The following is a 15,339-nucleotide window of genomic DNA, read 5'->3' as shown; positions in this document are numbered from 1 at the left end:
TTCGATTGCTCGGCCAAGAATTCCAAGGCATGCTAATTTTCCTGCGGCACCGCAACTCCTACCGCCTTATCAAACCCTGTCAGCTCTACGAAGCCAAATGAATGTCAAGCAAGCCCATACTGCCGCAAATTGACTTTGCGAAACGCCACCTCACAACCGAAGTGTCAACTTTTAACGCGATCTCCGCGATAGTTCGGCTTGAGGCTCTAGTTGAAGACGCTTCGGACGCAGCTAGTCATCTTCAGCCGATATTAAAAGAGCGATGGCATCCGGCCTTTTATGAGTTCGTCTCATATTATCAAGTCGGATTTGTTACCTGTCTCGAATGGCATGCCAAATCGAGGCTTTATGATCTATTTGCCTTTGACCCTAAACGAATTCATTTAAACGACATTAAGCAAGGCCTTTCGGATGCCAAACTAGCTCAGATGATTTCGGAGGGGTTAACAATACCTCACTTGCTTGCAAGTGCCTCCAGTATCTCGACCTATGCGGGATATATTCAAGCAATTAGCCGCGTCCTTGAGGCGATGGATGCAGCTGATGCGCTATCTGATCTGCTTGACGTCAAGGACAAAGAGGGAAAATCGACCGGCTCTACAATTCAAGAATTGTACGAAAACCGTAATAAATTGGTACACGAAATTGACTTGGGGGATATAGGTCACCGTAATATTCGCAATTACATGGAATTTGAGGAAATCATAAGGCAAGGGACTGTCGTAATAGAACTCATAAAAGGCATCGAAATAGCTATATCCAAATCAGCGCCCTACCATTTTCCTAATCTCCTTGACGTTGACGGATACCCGATCGACCAAGTAGAGCGCATGCAGAAACTCATTGAGGCTACGGAGAGTAAAATCCGCGCGTCTATAGTTGATGGCAAATCCATCGACTACATCGATATCCAAAGTTGGGATGATCTTGTCCGGCAATCGTGGCAGTACCTAAACGCCGAGATGGAATTCATAGATAATATGGGGCGCGTCGGCGCTAATTATTACGACGTTAGACCAAGCTTGAAAGCGCAATTACTAAAGAATAGACTTCTTCACCTAGAAAATATTGGCAAGCACTTCCTATTTGAAGTTGACGATACAGCGACGGAAACTTAGCTGAGGCCTATTCGTTCGTAGCCGAACTTAATTCCCCCATGATATTCAGAGGTAGACTGAACTTTTCCTCTTCCCACAACCGCTTAGGTTACAGTGGGACCGCATAGGGCCCCACTGTTTTATCATGGATATTTCGGCCAAGGTCCCACTCAATCGGAGGTCTATATCCGAGAAGAATGGGAGAAGAGGTCTTGTGCAACGGAGGCCCGCAGGCCTGGCGATGTGATGATTAGCTCCGTTGTCTGCACAGGAGAGGACTGACTGACCGACCAGGTCACATCGACAGCCTCGATGTCGAATTGCGCAAATGTCGAGCGGATCTCTGGCGTGTCGTTGATCGACAGGATAAACCGCCCTTTGATTGTTGCGAGTTGCTCAGCCATCCTCTCGAATTCGGCCCTGCTGAACATGTCGGCGCCATAGTACCCCTCCGTACCGAAATATGGGGGATCGAGGTAGAATAGTGTTTCCTGGCGATCGTAGCGGCGGAGGAACTCCGCATAGTCCAGCCCTTCAATCACCACACCCGAAAGGCGCTCGTGAACCTCCTCGAGGCGAGGCACGAGCTTTGTCACATCGAAGCGGCCGGGCAAGCCAGGGGAGACACCGAAGGTCCGGCCGGCCACCTTCCCGCCAAAGGATAGCCTCTGGAGATAGAGGAAGCGGGCCGCCCGTTCCAGGTCCGTCAGCGTCGATGGCGCGACCGTGACAAGCCGCTCGAAATCGCGGCGGCTGGTGATTTGATACCGCAGCATATCCAGAAACGCGACATAATGGCGCTGCAAGATCCGAAAGAACGTTGCCACATCGCCAGAGAGATCATTGATAACCTCGCTCTGAGGCGCTCGTGAACGGCGCAGAAAAACGCCACCCATTCCAAGGAAGGCCTCCGCGTAGGTTGCGTGAGGGACAGAGTCGATAAGCCTGACAAGCTGGCTGGCAAGCATGCGTTTGCCCCCGATCCATGCCGCCAGCGGCTTGAGGGGGATGACGGGACGGGTCGCATAATTTTCCATTGAGAGTGATCCACGAATGGCTAAGCTCGCCCTGCGCCCGGGCGCGCGTGGCGGGTAGCCTTTTCGTGATAGTGAGGCTTTTCGGGTGGATGGGATATTTTGCCCGAAGCGGAGGGCGTTGGCGCGCCCGATGCCCCGCCATGTCAACAGACGGCGGAGCGGAAACTCGTTGGAGGGGTTAGGCGATGTGCGGCCGCGTTCACCAGTCCGGGCCAGAGCTACCCGGCATCTTCTCCGAGATGGGGGCGACCGAGGAAACGATCGCCGCGGCATGGAAGGCGCATCACAATGGATCGCCGCGGCAATTCTTGTGGGTGATCCGCCGCCAGCCAGGCCTTGAGCGTTACGTACACGACCTTTTGCAATGGGGGTTACTTCCCTCATGGGTGAAGGACCCCAGCGACTGGCCCTATCCGATCAACGCGCGCGGCGAGGATCTGACGGCCAAGCCGAGTTTTCGCGGCGCCTACAAGAGCCGGCGATGCCTGATCCCGGTCGACGCCTTTTTCGAGTGGATGAAGATCCTCGAGGATGGCAAGCCGATCAAGAAGGGCACGAAGAAACAGCCCTACGCTATCGCCATGAAGGACCGCTCGAAGTTCGCGCTCGGCGGACTATGGGAGAGTTGGACCGACAAGGCTACCCAGGAGATTCGGCGCACCTTTACGATCGTCACCTGCGCGCCGAATAGCCTGGTTGGGCAGATCCATGATCGGATGCCGCTCATCCTGCACCAGAAGGACTATGATCGCTGGCTCGCCAACATCGAGCCCGATCCCCGCGACCTGATCGTGCCCTTCCCAGCCGAGTTGATGGACATGTGGCCGATCTCAACGAAGGTGAATTCGCCGGCCTATAACGAGGCAGACGTGCTCGACCCGATCAAGCCGTCCGCTCCGGATAATTGAGCGGGTTGTTTCGATCTTCGGGATTTTCTGAATCCTGCACCACCCGGCAACCATGACGAAGCAGGATATGGTTGCGCGGACGCTCCTCGACAGCAACGCCGAAGGCACGCCGAGCCATCATGATGCCGTCGCACGCGGCAATGGTCTCGTAGCGCCTTCCCTTCTCGCCAACGCGCCCCCAGTCCTCGACACAATAATTCAGCCCGCCAGCGCGCGGGCTGAAAAACATGTGCATCATCACGGCGACCAACACCGGCATCGCGATTCCCTCCAAGAACATAAAGGGAACATACGCCCGCAGCTGGAGCCGTCAAATACCAACTTGGCGCTTCACATCTGGGTCACGGGATAATTCCTAGCCTTGGCATGTGACACCAAGGGGGGACGCACCGAGCAGTGCGTAACAAGCATGGACCATCTAGAGACGATTCCACTTAACGAGCTCACGATTTATCCCACATGGACAACTGCGCCGACCGGCGCGGTCGTACAAATAGGGGCTCCCAATCGGAGGGGTAATGGCATGGAAGATGCCGGAGGCGCCAAGCTTGCCATGCGTGTCGTGTTCCAACACTCTGGAGGTCACGAACACTCTCTTGTTATCATGAGCGGCAAACATGCTGGGCGATTCATGATGCACAGCGAGATTGGAGATAGCCCGGCGTTCGATGTCTCGCGCCGAGTCAGAATTGCACTCCTACACCCAGAACCAATTAGTCGACTAGCGGTCGAGAGACCTGTAGGGTCAGTGCAACAGTGCGAAGGTCAACTGCTTCTTCGGGCAGCGGTTTTTCCGGACCAAGGCCCAGCGGATGCATGGTTTTGCATCAGCACAGATCCCCAATATCACGGCGTCCAAATCCAAAACCCGAAGGAAGATCGCATGATGCTGCTCTCCAAATCGGTTACCCTTCTGCCAGTCGACTAATATTTTCCGCCCAAGCATAGTCTGCGATGGCATCAGCGATCGCCTCGGTGAAATCCTCCTCGCTGCCGACATTGCGCACGACGAGGTCGGGCTCGAAGTCCAGCGCCTCGCTGGGATGGCCCGCGCCGGTGGAACTGCCGGCGCCTGCCCGCTCGATGCGAATTACCAAGCCGCCGAGGCTATGGACGGCGGCCGCCTCGTTGGGGAAGCGCACGTCGTCGGCCACGACAAGAGCGCCGTCGAGGTTGGCGGCAAGCGCCTCCAGCCCGGCCTCGCCAACCGATTCGAGCCATAGGTCGACCCAAAAGTTTGGGCCGATGAGATCGCGACCGAACTCTGTGCCGAGCAGTTGCATGAACTGGCGCGGGCTTTTTCCGCCAAGGCGCTTCCTGGGGGTTTCCTTGAGGTCCCCGGCCATTTCCCGCAGCGAGAGGATCGACCGGCACATGTCCTTGAGCGGCCCTGCGAAGGGCAGACGCGTAAAGCCATACCCCTCGAGCGCCTTGGCGGCCGTCGTCTTGCCGCTGCCGGCAAGGCCGCACAGGCCGACAACCTTGATCTTGCCTGTATTGCTCATGCCGCCACCTCGCGGATGGCCGGTACGCGGTAGCGTGGGCGCAAGGGCTGGTCGATAGAGCGCGGTTCGAACAGCGTGCCCTCCTCCGGGCGGCCGACCTCGATCCAGCGCACCTGCGCGATGAGCCGACGCGGGTGCATAGTGAGGAAGAGTTGCTTGGGCGGATGCGGACGGAAGCGCCCGTCGCGGCTGTACTCGGTCGGGCCCGGTAGCGAGCCGTTGATGAACCCCTCCTCAAGCTGCAGCGGCGTGTGGAAATGGCCAGCGAGGATGAGGTCGAGGTGAATGCGTCGGGTGGCGTAATCGGCCATCAGGCGCTTGAATCCGCGCGCGGCGGTCGCCGCCGGGCCGATGAAGCCCTGGCCGCCGCGTGAGCCGATGCGGTCGCCATGAGTGGCGAGCACCTGCCAGCCATAGACGGAGAACACGGCATCGGGCGACTTCGGCGCAAAGAAGGCGACGCCCTCGTCGGCCTGCAGGGCCATTTCGAGGAGGGTACCGACCAGCGTGTCATAGCTGGTTTCGGCCATCTGCTTCGCTTCGGGCTTGAAGGTGGTGCGGCCATGGTTGCCTGCGATCGAGATCACGTCGACCGGGCAGCCGATCTCACGCCGGAAAGCCCGGATGGCACCGACCAGGTGCCCGACCAGGTCGCGCACGGCCGGCAGGGCCAAGGCTTCATTGGTGCGGGCGAGTTCGGCATGGATCTCGCCTGATACCATGTCGCCGCCGAGCACCAGGATGATGCGCTCGGGTGGCTCGCCGGACCAATGGCGGGTTGCAAGGTCGATCACCGTGCGAACCCAGCGGCCGAGCCGGGCCCCTGCTATCGCCAGATTGTAGGAATTGAGGCCGTCAAGCTGGGCAAGGTCGACGAGTTCGCCCCAATGAAGGTCTGAGAGAAAGAGTACGATTGTTTCGGCTTGGCCGGTCCCGCCAGGCTGGACCGTGAAATGCACCGGTTCCAGCGGCTCGGCCGTCAGCCCGAATACGGCAGAACGCAGATCCTCGGCCTTGGCGGCACGCCGCTCAGCGTCGACCTTGGCTTTGCGCTCTTTCTCGGCACGATCGCGCAGTCGCCGCAACTCGACGGGATCGGCCGGCGCCGCAGCTTCAGCAGTTGGAGCATACGAAGCACCGGTCTTGAGATCCCGAGCAATACGCTGGGCAGTATTCTCGCCGATACCGAGTTGGCGGCCGGCGATTGTTGGCGCAACGCCGGACAGGATGAGACGGACGAGCGCCTCGCGCTCCTCAGGGGTCAAATGCTTACCAGGGACACGCGACATCAGGAACGCGCCCCTTCAATGGTGGCGAACACCAGGAACAGGGAGAAGGAAACGAAGAGAACCGCAGCGAGCAGGCACAGGTAATCCCATGCGCGTGCACCGCGCGCCGGAAGGCGTTCGGACATAACAAACTCCGATTGTGATGGGGATTGGCGGCGGTCGTGGCGGCCGCGCTCGGTCTCAGCGCGGGCCGTTGGCCCGGGCGGGCTGACGGTCGTCGAGGAGCCGATCAAGCTTGGACTCGACGCGCCGCGTGGTTTCCACGACGGAAATCAGGGTCGTCTCCGTCCTGGCAAAGCGCTCCTTGGCCTCGCCACTGACATCCTTGAGCTTGTCGATGTCGAGCCGGGTGGCGATCGCCTTTTCCTCAACGACGGTGACGCGGCTGTTGAGCGAAGAGACCCACCAGACGATGCCGCCAGTTTGCAGGAGCAAGGTGATCACCAGGGCGGCTGGGATCTTCTTGTCGACGCTCCAATGTTCCTTTTCGCCGCTGTCGCTCAAGGCTTGGTTTCCTTCTTGCAATCGGGGGTTTGGGGGGCGGCGAAGCAGCGGCGAACCTGCTCGTACCAGCGGCGCGAGCGTGTCAGCCGATCATTGGCGGCGGCCGTCGAGCCGAGCGCCTTGGCGGCGAGGAGGCGGGCGTCCATCCCCTCGCGGATTGCAGGGACCGGCACGGGCGCCATCAGGCTGGGCGCGGCCGGCAGGGAACGCTCAAGGGGCGGGGTTGAGCGCGCGCAGGCGGCGCACGTCGTCAGCACCAAGAGCGCAGCGAGTATCGGGCCGCTCGGCCAGGGCCTTTTCATAGTCATCGATTTTGTCCTGGTTTGCGGCGGCGGCCTGTTCGGACGCGCGGATCTCATCCTGGGCGATGTCGGCCAGCGCCATGGAGATTTGCAGGTCAGCGGTTTTGATGGCGAGCTTGGCCTCGAGGGCGGCGATCTCGGCCTTGCGCGCTTGGTCGTGGCGGCCGGCGAGATAGACACCGCCCAGCGCGAGAAGCACGAGCGCGGCGACGCCAAGGGCCCGACCGAGCTTCGATGTGGTGAGGAAGGCGACGGCGGTGGCGATCATGTCAGAGCCCCGACACGCACAGTTCGGCCTCGCCGATGCGCGTGGCGTCGCCCATCTCACGGCGCTTGACCAGGCCGATGATCATGCGGCCACCCGCCTTGTTGAAGGCGGTCGCGGCAATGCAGCTCGCCTGATACTGGCTAGCTCGGCCCAGGCGGGCAGCAGAGGAACCGCAGGCGCCGCCGACACCGACATTCCAGGCAAGCGAGATCATCATCGCCTGCCAGGCAACCGGCTTGGCCTCGAAGCCATCGACGCAGGCTTTCAGCCCGGGATAGAACTCAGTGGCCAGACGGGTTTTCAGCCGCTTGCTGCAACCGGCCGGCGTCTCGACCATGCCAGGCCGGACATTGCGGGTGTCGCCGCTGCAGATCGTCCAGACCGGCGGGCGGGCGACGCGGTCATAATAGGCGCGAAGCTCCGTCCCCTCCCAGGGCCTGATGAGGGTGTCGGAGGCGAGAGCAACGGCGGCGGGAACGGCGTCGCCGCCAGGCTGGCGGACATACCAGACACCGCCGATCGCCGTCGCAATCGACATGATTGCGGCAATGGCGCCGGCGGCCCGTTTACTCGACCGGATCTTCTGGGTCGGCATGGGAAATTCCTTTCTGAGCAATGAGGCGGGCGACGAAGGCCGCGGCGACCGTCACGCCGGTGAGCACGGCGAAGAGGCGATCAGGGATCGCCAGCCATGTGGGGAGGAGCGGCAGCGCTGCCTCGAGCCCGGACAACAGGCCGGCGAGCAGGAGCAGGCGAAGGGTCCATGCGCGCCGCAGAACGGTGCGCCAGTTGGGCACGAGCCTCATGCCGTCACCCGCAGGCCAAGCAGGAAGCAGGCGGCGATCTCGTCGGCTGCCGCCAGAAAGGCGGTCACATCATCGGACGGAGCGGTGGAGCGCCGGCCCCGCAGACGAGGAGCAGGCCCCATACAACCGTCGCCGTTGGGGCCATAGCGCAGGGCGAAGGCAACTAGATCGCCATCTGCCGGCTGCATAGCGGATCCGGTTGCGGTAAAGGCGGCAGCCAGTGCGCTGGCCATGCGGGGGCGATTGAGATCGCTACCTTCTGCCGTCTCCCAGCGCTCCAAGATGGCCTCAACGCCATTCACCTGGGCTTGCGTGAAATGGCCGCCGAACAGCGGCCGCACGGCATCGTAAAGACGCTTGCGGTCAATCATGATGGAAATCCAGTTTTTCAGGTAGATGGCGCGGTGGCCTATTTCGAGCCCCGCTTGTCCTTGCCGGCATCGCCCTGTGGCTGCTTCAAAGTCAGTTCGCAGATGTAGCCGGAGCCTCGCGACAGACTGTGTTTGGCCGTGTCGATGCGATAGGTGCCGTCAACCCCGTCGCGGGTGCCGGCGAGGATACAAAGCGCCTCGGCCTGGGCCGACGGATCGCCGTCGATCGTGATGCTGCCAGACCCCGATTCCCTCTCGGCATCGGCCTTGGCCGACTTGGCGCGAGCGGTCGCGGCATCCTTGCTGGCGGCGCGAAAGCGATGGACATGACCGGCCTTTGGAGCGGGCGGCCCGTCGCTGCCCTCTTCCGGCTTGACCTCGACCGTTTCTTTACGGTGCTTGGCCTGTTTGGCGTCGTACCAGCTCACCTCGTATTTCTGCCAGCGATGCGCATCCTCAGTGGGCGAGATCCGCCAGGCGATGAGGTTTCCCGGCTTGGTGGCATAGATGGTCGGCAGCGACTTGCCGGAGGCCGATTTGCCCGCATTGCGCGGCACCATCGCGGCCTTGTCGCCGGCCACCTTGAAAGTCGCACCGAGCTCGGCTGCGATGCGCACGCCCCACTCGGTATAGCTTTCGCCGAGCATGGCCCAATAGTCGCGCTCGACGTTGCCGAGGCTTTCATCGATATGAACTGACGACAAGCCGGCATCCTTGCCCCAGGCCTCGGCAACGTCCTTCAACTTGCCCTTGTCCTTATGGCGCTGCCTGCGCTCCTTCAGCTTGCCATTCTGATCGGCTGACTTCGCGGTGATCGAAAGCCGAGTACCCTCCCCGCGTCCCCCCTGTGAGGGCGTGGTATCCACGACACCCTCGAAGGAGACCATGGTCCCCTCCCCGGCCCAGCCGAGCCCGATCGAGATCGGTGTGCCCTTCGGAGGCAACAGGATCTGCCCGTCGGCGTCGTTCAATTCGATCTCGGCAGCATCCGAGGTCGAGCCGGAGGCATCGGTGATGGTGATCGATTCGACATAGGGCTCGAGCGATCCTGAGACATCCTTGCCGCCGACCGAGACATAGAAAACCGCCTGGCGCGCCATCAATCCCAGAGCCTCACGAGCGGCCGTGGCTTGTTTCTGCGCATTTCGGGCAGGTCGACCTGAACTTCCGTTCCAACCGGCAGAAAGGGCCCGGCATCGGCCAGGCCGGCATTACCGTCGAAGGCCGCCTCGACCATGCCGGCGCTGCCATCGCGAAAACGCCGCCAGATCAGGAGATCGAGCGGCGTGTATTGGGCACTGACCGTCAATGTTTCTTTTGCCATCGCGCTATCCGAACAGGCGCAACAGGGCGCCGAGGATGGTTGTCTTGCCTGGCACGGGCACCCGGGTGATCGCGATCTGCACCTCGATCACCCGGCCGACGCCCTTGATATCGAGGAAGGTCGCCTTGTCGCCGACCTTGTCGATCACCCACCAGCCGAGATTGGTTCCGTCTCCCCGCACCAGGATCTGCGGCTCACCGGAGACTGCTGCGACCTGCAGTCCTTCCAACTCCTCGAGGCCGCCGAACTTCGCGGGGAAGATCCGGCAGGAGAAGGTGAGCTTTTCGTCGGATGGCCCAACGAATTCCCGATCGCGCATGGTGCCGATGAGATCCTTGGCGGCAAAATCGCCGCCCATCTCGTGGTCAGTCTCATGCGTGTTGAAAGGCACGACATCGAATTGCGTGCCGCCGAGCTGATAGAGCATGTGGGTGCCTCAATCGCCCTTGCCGTAAGCAGGGGTCGTCATCGGCGCAGGCACGGCCTTGGGCGCCAGATGGGATGTGTTGATCGCCGCAGCACCGGCGCTGCGCATCAGCGACAGGAAGCGTTCGGCCAGGGCGACGGCCGCCTGCAGGCCGGACGTGTCAATAGTCGGCGCAGCAGTTGGCGAAAGTGCCTGCTGGATCTGCTGACCAGCTTGCTCCGCCTTGGCGACCTCGGTCTGATAGTTCTGCCCCCCGGAGGAAGGCGGCGTCCAACCGGCATTGGGCGCGCGCGATATGCCGGTCGCACCTTGCGGGTATTTGGCGGCGATTTGGGCGAGTGACGGGCCGCCTCCGGCAAGATATCGATCGACATAAGACTGATCGTCACTGTCGGATGCGTCCAGGGTCGAAGTGCGCTTCCACCAAGGCTGATAAGCCGAGCGGGCGGCCCGTAAGGTATCATCGCCATACTTGGCCCGAACGCCGCTGGTGCCGGCAGCCGCGTCCGCCAGTGCTTTGTCTTCCGATGGCGACGTTGAATTGGCAACGGCTTGGATCATCAGGATCCCGCCCGCCGCGCCGATCATGCGACCGGCACCGCCAACGACGCGCCCAAGCCAACCCGTACCACCCGCCGCAGCCGCTCCAGCTGCAGCCTTAGCCCCACTACTGGCAACATCCTTGCCGCCGAGGGCAACAGCCGCCCGCGTCAACGCCGCGGCCGAACCATCAAGCGCGGTTGCCGAGCCGATCAATGCCTCAGCCCCGCCCCCCTTACCGAACAATCCGCCCAGAACGGCGCCCGCGCCCTTGGTCAAGCCAACCGCGGCCGCTACACCGGCAAGTGCGGTAGCCGCCATTCGGGCTGGTTCGGAGAGGTTAGAGACCGCGTCGACCACATTGCCAATGCCGTCCATAGCCGGCTTCAGCCAACGTTCATTGGCCTGCCCCATGGACAGGATCAGATTGTCAAAGGATCCCTTCAGGTTTTCGAGTGACCCGCCGAGGCCCGCCATCACCTCCGTCGCCTTTTTGGCGGCGAAATCCGGATCCTCCGCTGCGTGCCCAATCGAACCCCGTGCAGCATTATATTCGTCACGTGCCTGCTGCGAGAGCGCGAACTTGCCGCCGAATTTGCCGCTGAACAACTCGTTGAGTTGCCCCAGTGACATATTGGACGACATCAGGTCATCGAACAGTCGTTGGACATCGATACTCTCGGCCGAGAGATTCCAGAACTTGCCAGCGGCCTTGGAGACCTTCTTGCGATTGGCGGTGTTGCCGCCCTTTCCGGTCTTGGCTGGGCCCTCGACGGCGTCCGCCACAGCGGCGTTGAACGCAGCGGAATTCGCCATCAGCTTGGGATCACTCACCACCTTGGCGAGAGCGGTGCGCAAAGCGGGGGTTGCCGCAGTGCCGACGCTGTTGCCGAGATGCGTGATGAGGTTGTCGACGTTCATCGACTGGGCCGGATTGACATACTTGTTGTAGTCGAGCCCGGCGGCCGTCAGCGCAGCCTTGCCGCCAGCCGTCGGCGAGATCATCTTGTTGGCAAAGTTGCGCATTGCGACGCCGGCTTCTTCGCCGCGATAACCGCCGCGACGTAAAACGGCACCCATGGCAAGCGCCGCCTCCGGCGTGATGCCGGCAGCCGTGGCGGAAGGCAGGGCAAATTTGAGATACCCCTGCACATCTTCGTTCGACATGCCGCCGAGCTTGGCCATCTTGACGACCTGGTTGGTCGCTTTATTGGCCTCAAACAGTGCCTTTTCCTTCGAGGAAATGTCGCGCCTGGTGGTCGCCAGATAGGTGCGGATAGTCTCCGCGCCTTCCGCCAGATTGGCGTCCATCAGGGTCGCATAATTCTTGACGTTTTCGAGGATGCCCTCCGCTACTGCAGCCTTGAGTTCCGGCGAGAAGGTGGCCGACAGGCCCTGCATTGAGGTAGCCTGGGCATGCACCACGTCGATGTTGGAAAATTGCGTCTGCTGGCCGATACGCTTGGCTTGTGCGATCAAGCCGGCGTCCTGGCCCGCCTTGAGATCGGAATAGACGCGCATCTTCCGGACAGCGATGTCGAAGTCGGCCGCCTGCTGGATAGCGTCGAGACCATAGCCCACGCCGCGATACGCCGCGTAGCCCGCGACGGCCCCGCCCACGGTGCCCAGGGCTTCGCGCCGCCGAGCCGATCGCTGCGCAGCGGCGGCCTGTTGCTTCAAGGCAGCGTTCGCACGGCTGGTATGGGCGGCAAGCTTCGCTTCGGCTGATGCCAGCGTATTGATCGGGCCGATAATCTGCTCCAGGCCGCGCTTGGTGGCCATAGCCGTCGATTTGTTCGACTCCATAGCCGCGCCGAGCGCCTTCAGCTTGTCGCGGGCTTTGCCGAGTTCGGCAGCTTGCGCCGCGATCAGCTTCGTCGTCTCGCGGGTCTGCGGGCCGACGAACTTGGCCTGTTTCGCCTGCGCCTGAGCGAGATCGATAACGGCCTGCTTTTGCGCAACCCAAGCCCGCTTCGATTTTGCCAGATCCTCCAACTGGCCTTTCAGGGCTGTCGTCTTGCCTGCCTGCGCTTCCAGCCTCGCGAGCGCCTTTTCGGCGGCTGACAGTTTCGTAACGGCAGCAGTCGCCCCTTTCGCCGGCCCGCTGATCTGGTCGATCAGTCGGGCGGTCAGGGTCGAAACGAGGTTAACCATGTGACGACCCCCGCCGTTCGATCAGCCAGCGAGCCTCGCCCCACCAGGCGACGAGTTCGCACCATTCCATTTCGCGGCACTCGGCCAGGGATAGACCGAGCCCGTGCATCACGCCGGCGAAGAGCCCTCGCCAGTCGCCTGGGCTGGCCTTGGCGCCTCCGGCGCCCGGAAGCGGCGGGGCAAAAAACGCTGGACAGCCTCTTCGACCCGATCCTCGTCGTCAGGATCGAGGAGCGCCAAGACCTCGTCGGGGGCCTCGACCATCGGCAAGCGGATGCCATCGAGCGGCTTGCCGGCTTCGCGTGCCTCCTTGAGCGCCGTGGTGAAGGCTTCGACCTCACCGGCCGTCACGCGGCGCACCGTGATTGACGCCCACCATTTTCCGGCTACCTCGAATGGCCAGTCGAGTTCGACTTCTTCGGAATGGGGCCGACCGTCCCGCGAGGTCGCTTGCGGTCTATAGCTTTCCGCAGCAGGCAGCGTAGGATTGTCAGACATGGTTTGAACTCCACGATTCAAAGGGGATGAAATGGCGAGGCTGTGGGGCACGGGGGCAGTTGCAGCTTTGGCGTTCGCCGCGATTGGCCCAGCGGGTGCAGCCGAGTACCGGCAGACAACGGTCGAGGACTATCGCGTCGACCAGAAGCAACTGTTCGGGCAGAAGGTCGAAATGTCTGGCTTCGTCTTTGTGATCAGCGAGGCATGGCTGAAGCGAAATGCCGACGACATGGTCACTACCCGCCTGGATATCGACGGATTGCCGCGCGAAACGCGCAAGACGCTCATGAGCGATTGTCAGCTAGGTTGCCAAGCCAGGCTGCAGGGAACGGTTTCGCGCATCAACGGAACGCTCGGAATCACCGTCGATAACCTCGCGATCCTGTCAAAGGCGAAACCGTAACGCGCAAAATCACCCGATGCCGAGGGCAGCCCTCTCCTCGGCATTCTGATCGACGCCGTCGACGCGCCATTCCGAGGTCAGGTAGTCGTAGAAGTACTTTTCCGAGCCGTCATAGAACAGCTGGTATCGGAAAATCTCCTTCAGCGCATAGTCGTGGCCGAGCAGGTCGCCACGCTTGAACTCGTCGGGGGTGATGGTCACCAGGCGGGCGTTGAGGATGGCACGCACCGTGATTGCCTTGTTCGTCAGATCCTTGTTGCGCAGCAAGCCGCGGATTGTGAAGTTCTGACGGCCGCCGCCAACGCCGAACATGCTCATCGCCTGGGGGTCCCAGCCCGCGAGCTTGAAGGTGGAGTCGAGTTCCTTAAGGCCGAGGCCGCCGACCTCGACCGCGCCAATGGCGCCGCCACCATGGTGCTGTTGGGTAAGCTCCTCGAGCGTCGGCAGCTTGGCCGACTGCAGCGAACGATGCTTCGAATTGTCGGGGCTGTCGTCGCCGAGGAAGATGTTGGCGGCTTCCTGAATGATCAGGCTGGACATGGGCGTCTCCAAAGAAAAAGCCCCGCGGCTGGCGGGGCTTGGAATGGGAAGGACGAACGATGCTCGCCGGGCGCGCCGGCGCGCGTGATCAGGCGGCGATGAGCGTGGTTGACTGGGTCAGCAGCGTGTCGAGCATGCCGTCGAGGGCCGAAGCATCGCGGCGGGAATCGACCACGACCAGGATGAGGTCGGGCTGCTCCTCGGCGCTGAACCAGAAGCGGAAGGCGCCCTTACGAAGGTTCGCCGGCTCATTCTTGTCCCGCTCGAAGCCGACCTTACCGCCGAGGATGTAGCCGCGGTGCTTGGCCCATTGCAGCACGGCCATCATGTCGTTTTCGACGGCCTGGATGCCGGCCACCGAGATCTTGGAGGCCAGGCGCTTGCGGATCGACTTCAGCAAGGTGAGGTGCAGCCAGTCGCGGGTGCGCTTGGCCGAAATGAAGCGCCACAGCTCATCCGTGCCGCAGCCGGCAAAGGACACAATCGAGAAACCGGAATCGGCGATCGCCGTCTCGACGCCCTGCTGGCCGCGCACCACTACGCCCACCTGCTTGGCGAGCATCTGCTGGGCATCAGTGGCCCCATCCGTCAGTGAGAAGCCGTCATAGCGCTTGAGGCCGAGAATACCCTGCACCGGATTGTTGGCGACCGAGCGAACCGGCACGCCCTCGGTCAGGTGGTCGAGTTGCACCTGAATGCCGAGCGCTGCGCCCGAGCTCGAAACCTCGATCGTGTCAGTGCCCTTGGCGACGAGCAGCGTCTGGTCGATGAACTCGATGCGATCCGAGTTGATGGTCTCGCGCAGGTCGAGCGCGTCCTGGCGGGTCGTGCCAGGACCCATGACCTTGGCGGTGGCGAAAAGCGCCTCGAGCACAGCCGGCAGAGCAGCCAGGATCGGGTTGGCGAGAGCCTCGCCGCCGGCGTCGCGGCTGAAAATGCCGGTATAGCGGCCAAAGCCCAGCGAGCGCGGGATAAGACCAAGCAGCTGTCCGGCGCGAAGCAGAGCATACATGCCGGTGCCGGCAGCCTCGGTGCCGACGATATTGGCGACGGTCTCGGTGTCGGTGGCGCCCTTGGCGACCCGCACGGCGATGATGCGGGCGCTGATGCCCTTGAGCTGGTTGTTGATCAGCGCCACCTCGTCGGCGAGCTCGCCCGTGCCCAGGCCCGCGAGATAGGTCGCATCCTTCGAATTGAAGTTGACAGGCTTGTCGAGCGGAAACAGGGTCGCACTCGCGCCATCAGAGGGCAGCACGAGGCCGATCACCGACATTTCGGCCGGGCTCGGCGGCTGCGTTTCGTTGTTGTCGGGAATGAAGACGACGCCGAAGGTAGGATTCATGGCAGGCTCCAATGAAAAACCCCG

21 protein-coding genes are annotated in these 15,339 nt (G+C 61.9%); 3 read left to right on the top strand and 18 right to left on the bottom strand.

Annotation, left to right across the window (positions count from 1 at the left end; all coding sequences use genetic code 11):
- The first annotated feature begins 101 nt into the window (after positions 1 to 101).
- A complete protein-coding gene (locus BA190_RS10320; RefSeq protein ID WP_068285860.1) occupies positions 102 to 1,118 on the top strand; it encodes a hypothetical protein in 1,017 nt (338 codons plus the stop codon).
- Positions 1,119 to 1,279: 161 nt separating this feature from the next.
- Here the strand turns inward: BA190_RS10320 and BA190_RS10315 are convergent, their stop codons facing one another.
- Positions 1,280 to 2,134 (bottom strand): DNA adenine methylase, encoded by an 855-nt coding sequence (locus BA190_RS10315; protein WP_068285859.1) that lies wholly within the window; start codon positions 2,132 to 2,134, stop codon positions 1,280 to 1,282.
- A 185-nt stretch (positions 2,135 to 2,319) separates the two neighbouring features.
- Here BA190_RS10315 and BA190_RS10310 point away from each other — a divergent pair, with 185 nt between their 5' ends.
- Positions 2,320 to 3,042: an SOS response-associated peptidase gene (locus BA190_RS10310; RefSeq protein ID WP_068285857.1), complete on the top strand. Its 723-nt coding sequence runs from the start codon at positions 2,320 to 2,322 to the stop codon at positions 3,040 to 3,042.
- Here the strand turns inward: BA190_RS10310 and BA190_RS10305 are convergent.
- The 15 genes from BA190_RS10305 to BA190_RS10245 form a co-directional block, all read right to left on the bottom strand.
- Complete coding sequence (locus BA190_RS10305; protein WP_068285855.1) at positions 3,017 to 3,301, bottom strand: hypothetical protein; 285 nt, start codon at positions 3,299 to 3,301, stop codon at positions 3,017 to 3,019. The genes BA190_RS10310 and BA190_RS10305 overlap by 26 nt on opposite strands.
- 646 nt (positions 3,302 to 3,947) lie before the next feature.
- Positions 3,948 to 4,547, bottom strand: a complete 600-nt coding sequence (locus BA190_RS10300; protein ID WP_068285853.1) for a hypothetical protein — start codon at positions 4,545 to 4,547, stop codon at positions 3,948 to 3,950.
- Complete coding sequence (locus BA190_RS10295) at positions 4,544 to 5,836, bottom strand: hypothetical protein (RefSeq protein ID WP_068285851.1); 1,293 nt, start codon at positions 5,834 to 5,836, stop codon at positions 4,544 to 4,546. Before BA190_RS10295 ends, BA190_RS10300 begins: the two co-directional genes overlap by 4 nt.
- Positions 5,836 to 5,961 (bottom strand): hypothetical protein, encoded by a 126-nt coding sequence (locus tag BA190_RS37055; protein ID WP_256390524.1) that lies wholly within the window; start codon positions 5,959 to 5,961, stop codon positions 5,836 to 5,838. Before BA190_RS37055 ends, BA190_RS10295 begins: the two co-directional genes overlap by 1 nt.
- A gap of 55 nt (positions 5,962 to 6,016) precedes the next feature.
- Positions 6,017 to 6,340, bottom strand: coding sequence for a hypothetical protein (locus tag BA190_RS10290; RefSeq protein WP_068285849.1), 324 nt, complete (start codon positions 6,338 to 6,340; stop codon positions 6,017 to 6,019).
- Positions 6,337 to 6,513, bottom strand: coding sequence for a hypothetical protein (locus BA190_RS35870; protein WP_162275082.1), 177 nt, complete (start codon positions 6,511 to 6,513; stop codon positions 6,337 to 6,339). Before BA190_RS35870 ends, BA190_RS10290 begins: the two co-directional genes overlap by 4 nt.
- A gap of 37 nt (positions 6,514 to 6,550) precedes the next feature.
- A complete protein-coding gene (locus BA190_RS10285; RefSeq protein ID WP_068285847.1) occupies positions 6,551 to 6,910 on the bottom strand; it encodes a hypothetical protein in 360 nt (119 codons plus the stop codon).
- Position 6,911: 1 nt separating this feature from the next.
- A complete protein-coding gene (locus BA190_RS10280; RefSeq protein ID WP_068285845.1) occupies positions 6,912 to 7,505 on the bottom strand; it encodes a lysozyme in 594 nt (197 codons plus the stop codon).
- A complete protein-coding gene (locus BA190_RS10275; protein ID WP_068285843.1) occupies positions 7,477 to 7,716 on the bottom strand; it encodes a hypothetical protein in 240 nt (79 codons plus the stop codon). The genes BA190_RS10280 and BA190_RS10275 overlap by 29 nt, the downstream gene beginning before the upstream one ends.
- Entirely contained in the window at positions 7,713 to 8,087 is a 375-nt protein-coding gene (locus BA190_RS10270) for a hypothetical protein (RefSeq protein ID WP_068285842.1), read from the bottom strand. Before BA190_RS10270 ends, BA190_RS10275 begins: the two co-directional genes overlap by 4 nt.
- Positions 8,088 to 8,125: 38 nt before the next feature.
- Positions 8,126 to 9,187, bottom strand: a complete 1,062-nt coding sequence (locus tag BA190_RS10265; protein ID WP_068285840.1) for a phage late control D family protein — start codon at positions 9,185 to 9,187, stop codon at positions 8,126 to 8,128.
- On the bottom strand, positions 9,187 to 9,411 hold the full coding sequence (locus tag BA190_RS10260) for a tail protein X (RefSeq protein WP_068285838.1): 225 nt from the start codon (positions 9,409 to 9,411) through the stop codon (positions 9,187 to 9,189). The genes BA190_RS10265 and BA190_RS10260 overlap by 1 nt, the downstream gene beginning before the upstream one ends.
- Before the next feature lie 4 nt (positions 9,412 to 9,415).
- Positions 9,416 to 9,838: a phage tail protein gene (locus BA190_RS10255; protein ID WP_068285836.1), complete on the bottom strand. Its 423-nt coding sequence runs from the start codon at positions 9,836 to 9,838 to the stop codon at positions 9,416 to 9,418.
- Between the two features lie 9 nt (positions 9,839 to 9,847).
- The gene (locus tag BA190_RS10250) at positions 9,848 to 12,532 is read right to left on the bottom strand and encodes a phage tail tape measure protein (protein WP_068285834.1); all 2,685 of its coding nucleotides are present in this window, start codon (positions 12,530 to 12,532) and stop codon (positions 9,848 to 9,850) included.
- Between the two features lie 108 nt (positions 12,533 to 12,640).
- On the bottom strand, positions 12,641 to 13,030 hold the full coding sequence (locus BA190_RS10245; RefSeq protein ID WP_068285833.1) for a phage tail assembly protein: 390 nt from the start codon (positions 13,028 to 13,030) through the stop codon (positions 12,641 to 12,643).
- 31 nt (positions 13,031 to 13,061) lie between these two features.
- Between BA190_RS10245 and BA190_RS10240 the strand changes: the two genes are divergently transcribed.
- Positions 13,062 to 13,433 (top strand): hypothetical protein, encoded by a 372-nt coding sequence (locus tag BA190_RS10240; protein WP_068285828.1) that lies wholly within the window; start codon positions 13,062 to 13,064, stop codon positions 13,431 to 13,433.
- A 9-nt stretch (positions 13,434 to 13,442) separates the two neighbouring features.
- Here BA190_RS10240 and BA190_RS10235 read toward each other — a convergent pair whose 3' ends face one another.
- The gene (locus BA190_RS10235) at positions 13,443 to 13,973 is read right to left on the bottom strand and encodes a phage major tail tube protein (protein ID WP_068285826.1); all 531 of its coding nucleotides are present in this window, start codon (positions 13,971 to 13,973) and stop codon (positions 13,443 to 13,445) included.
- 88 nt (positions 13,974 to 14,061) lie between these two features.
- Positions 14,062 to 15,315 (bottom strand): phage tail protein, encoded by a 1,254-nt coding sequence (locus tag BA190_RS10230; RefSeq protein ID WP_068285824.1) that lies wholly within the window; start codon positions 15,313 to 15,315, stop codon positions 14,062 to 14,064.
- Positions 15,316 to 15,339: the final 24 nt, after the last annotated feature.

Origin of the sequence: Labrys sp. WJW, assembly GCF_001676615.1 — a bacterium.
GTDB classification, from domain to species: Bacteria; Pseudomonadota; Alphaproteobacteria; order Rhizobiales; family Labraceae; genus Labrys; species Labrys sedimenti.
Note: the sequence above shows the minus strand (reverse complement) of the source record. Positions and strands in the feature narration are given on the sequence as shown.

What these genes read in the sequence shown, in the direction of transcription:
- BA190_RS10320 (WP_068285860.1), top strand. Translation starts at nt 102, where the DNA reads ATGTCAAGCAAGCCCATACTGCCGCAAATTGACTTTGCGAAACGCCAC.
- BA190_RS10315 (WP_068285859.1), bottom strand. Translation starts at nt 2,134, where the DNA reads ATGGAAAATTATGCGACCCGTCCCGTCATCCCCCTCAAGCCGCTGGCG.
- BA190_RS10310 (WP_068285857.1), top strand. Translation starts at nt 2,320, where the DNA reads ATGTGCGGCCGCGTTCACCAGTCCGGGCCAGAGCTACCCGGCATCTTC.
- BA190_RS10305 (WP_068285855.1), bottom strand. Translation starts at nt 3,301, where the DNA reads ATGCCGGTGTTGGTCGCCGTGATGATGCACATGTTTTTCAGCCCGCGC.
- BA190_RS10300 (WP_068285853.1), bottom strand. Translation starts at nt 4,547, where the DNA reads ATGAGCAATACAGGCAAGATCAAGGTTGTCGGCCTGTGCGGCCTTGCC.
- BA190_RS10295 (WP_068285851.1), bottom strand. Translation starts at nt 5,836, where the DNA reads ATGTCGCGTGTCCCTGGTAAGCATTTGACCCCTGAGGAGCGCGAGGCG.
- BA190_RS37055 (WP_256390524.1), bottom strand. Translation starts at nt 5,961, where the DNA reads ATGTCCGAACGCCTTCCGGCGCGCGGTGCACGCGCATGGGATTACCTG.
- BA190_RS10285 (WP_068285847.1), bottom strand. Translation starts at nt 6,910, where the DNA reads ATGATCGCCACCGCCGTCGCCTTCCTCACCACATCGAAGCTCGGTCGG.
- BA190_RS10280 (WP_068285845.1), bottom strand. Translation starts at nt 7,505, where the DNA reads ATGCCGACCCAGAAGATCCGGTCGAGTAAACGGGCCGCCGGCGCCATT.
- BA190_RS10275 (WP_068285843.1), bottom strand. Translation starts at nt 7,716, where the DNA reads ATGAGGCTCGTGCCCAACTGGCGCACCGTTCTGCGGCGCGCATGGACC.
- BA190_RS10270 (WP_068285842.1), bottom strand. Translation starts at nt 8,087, where the DNA reads ATGATTGACCGCAAGCGTCTTTACGATGCCGTGCGGCCGCTGTTCGGC.
- BA190_RS10265 (WP_068285840.1), bottom strand. Translation starts at nt 9,187, where the DNA reads ATGGCGCGCCAGGCGGTTTTCTATGTCTCGGTCGGCGGCAAGGATGTC.
- BA190_RS10260 (WP_068285838.1), bottom strand. Translation starts at nt 9,411, where the DNA reads ATGGCAAAAGAAACATTGACGGTCAGTGCCCAATACACGCCGCTCGAT.
- BA190_RS10255 (WP_068285836.1), bottom strand. Translation starts at nt 9,838, where the DNA reads ATGCTCTATCAGCTCGGCGGCACGCAATTCGATGTCGTGCCTTTCAAC.
- BA190_RS10250 (WP_068285834.1), bottom strand. Translation starts at nt 12,532, where the DNA reads ATGGTTAACCTCGTTTCGACCCTGACCGCCCGACTGATCGACCAGATC.
- BA190_RS10245 (WP_068285833.1), bottom strand. Translation starts at nt 13,030, where the DNA reads ATGTCTGACAATCCTACGCTGCCTGCTGCGGAAAGCTATAGACCGCAA.
- BA190_RS10240 (WP_068285828.1), top strand. Translation starts at nt 13,062, where the DNA reads ATGGCGAGGCTGTGGGGCACGGGGGCAGTTGCAGCTTTGGCGTTCGCC.
- BA190_RS10235 (WP_068285826.1), bottom strand. Translation starts at nt 13,973, where the DNA reads ATGTCCAGCCTGATCATTCAGGAAGCCGCCAACATCTTCCTCGGCGAC.
- BA190_RS10230 (WP_068285824.1), bottom strand. Translation starts at nt 15,315, where the DNA reads ATGAATCCTACCTTCGGCGTCGTCTTCATTCCCGACAACAACGAAACG.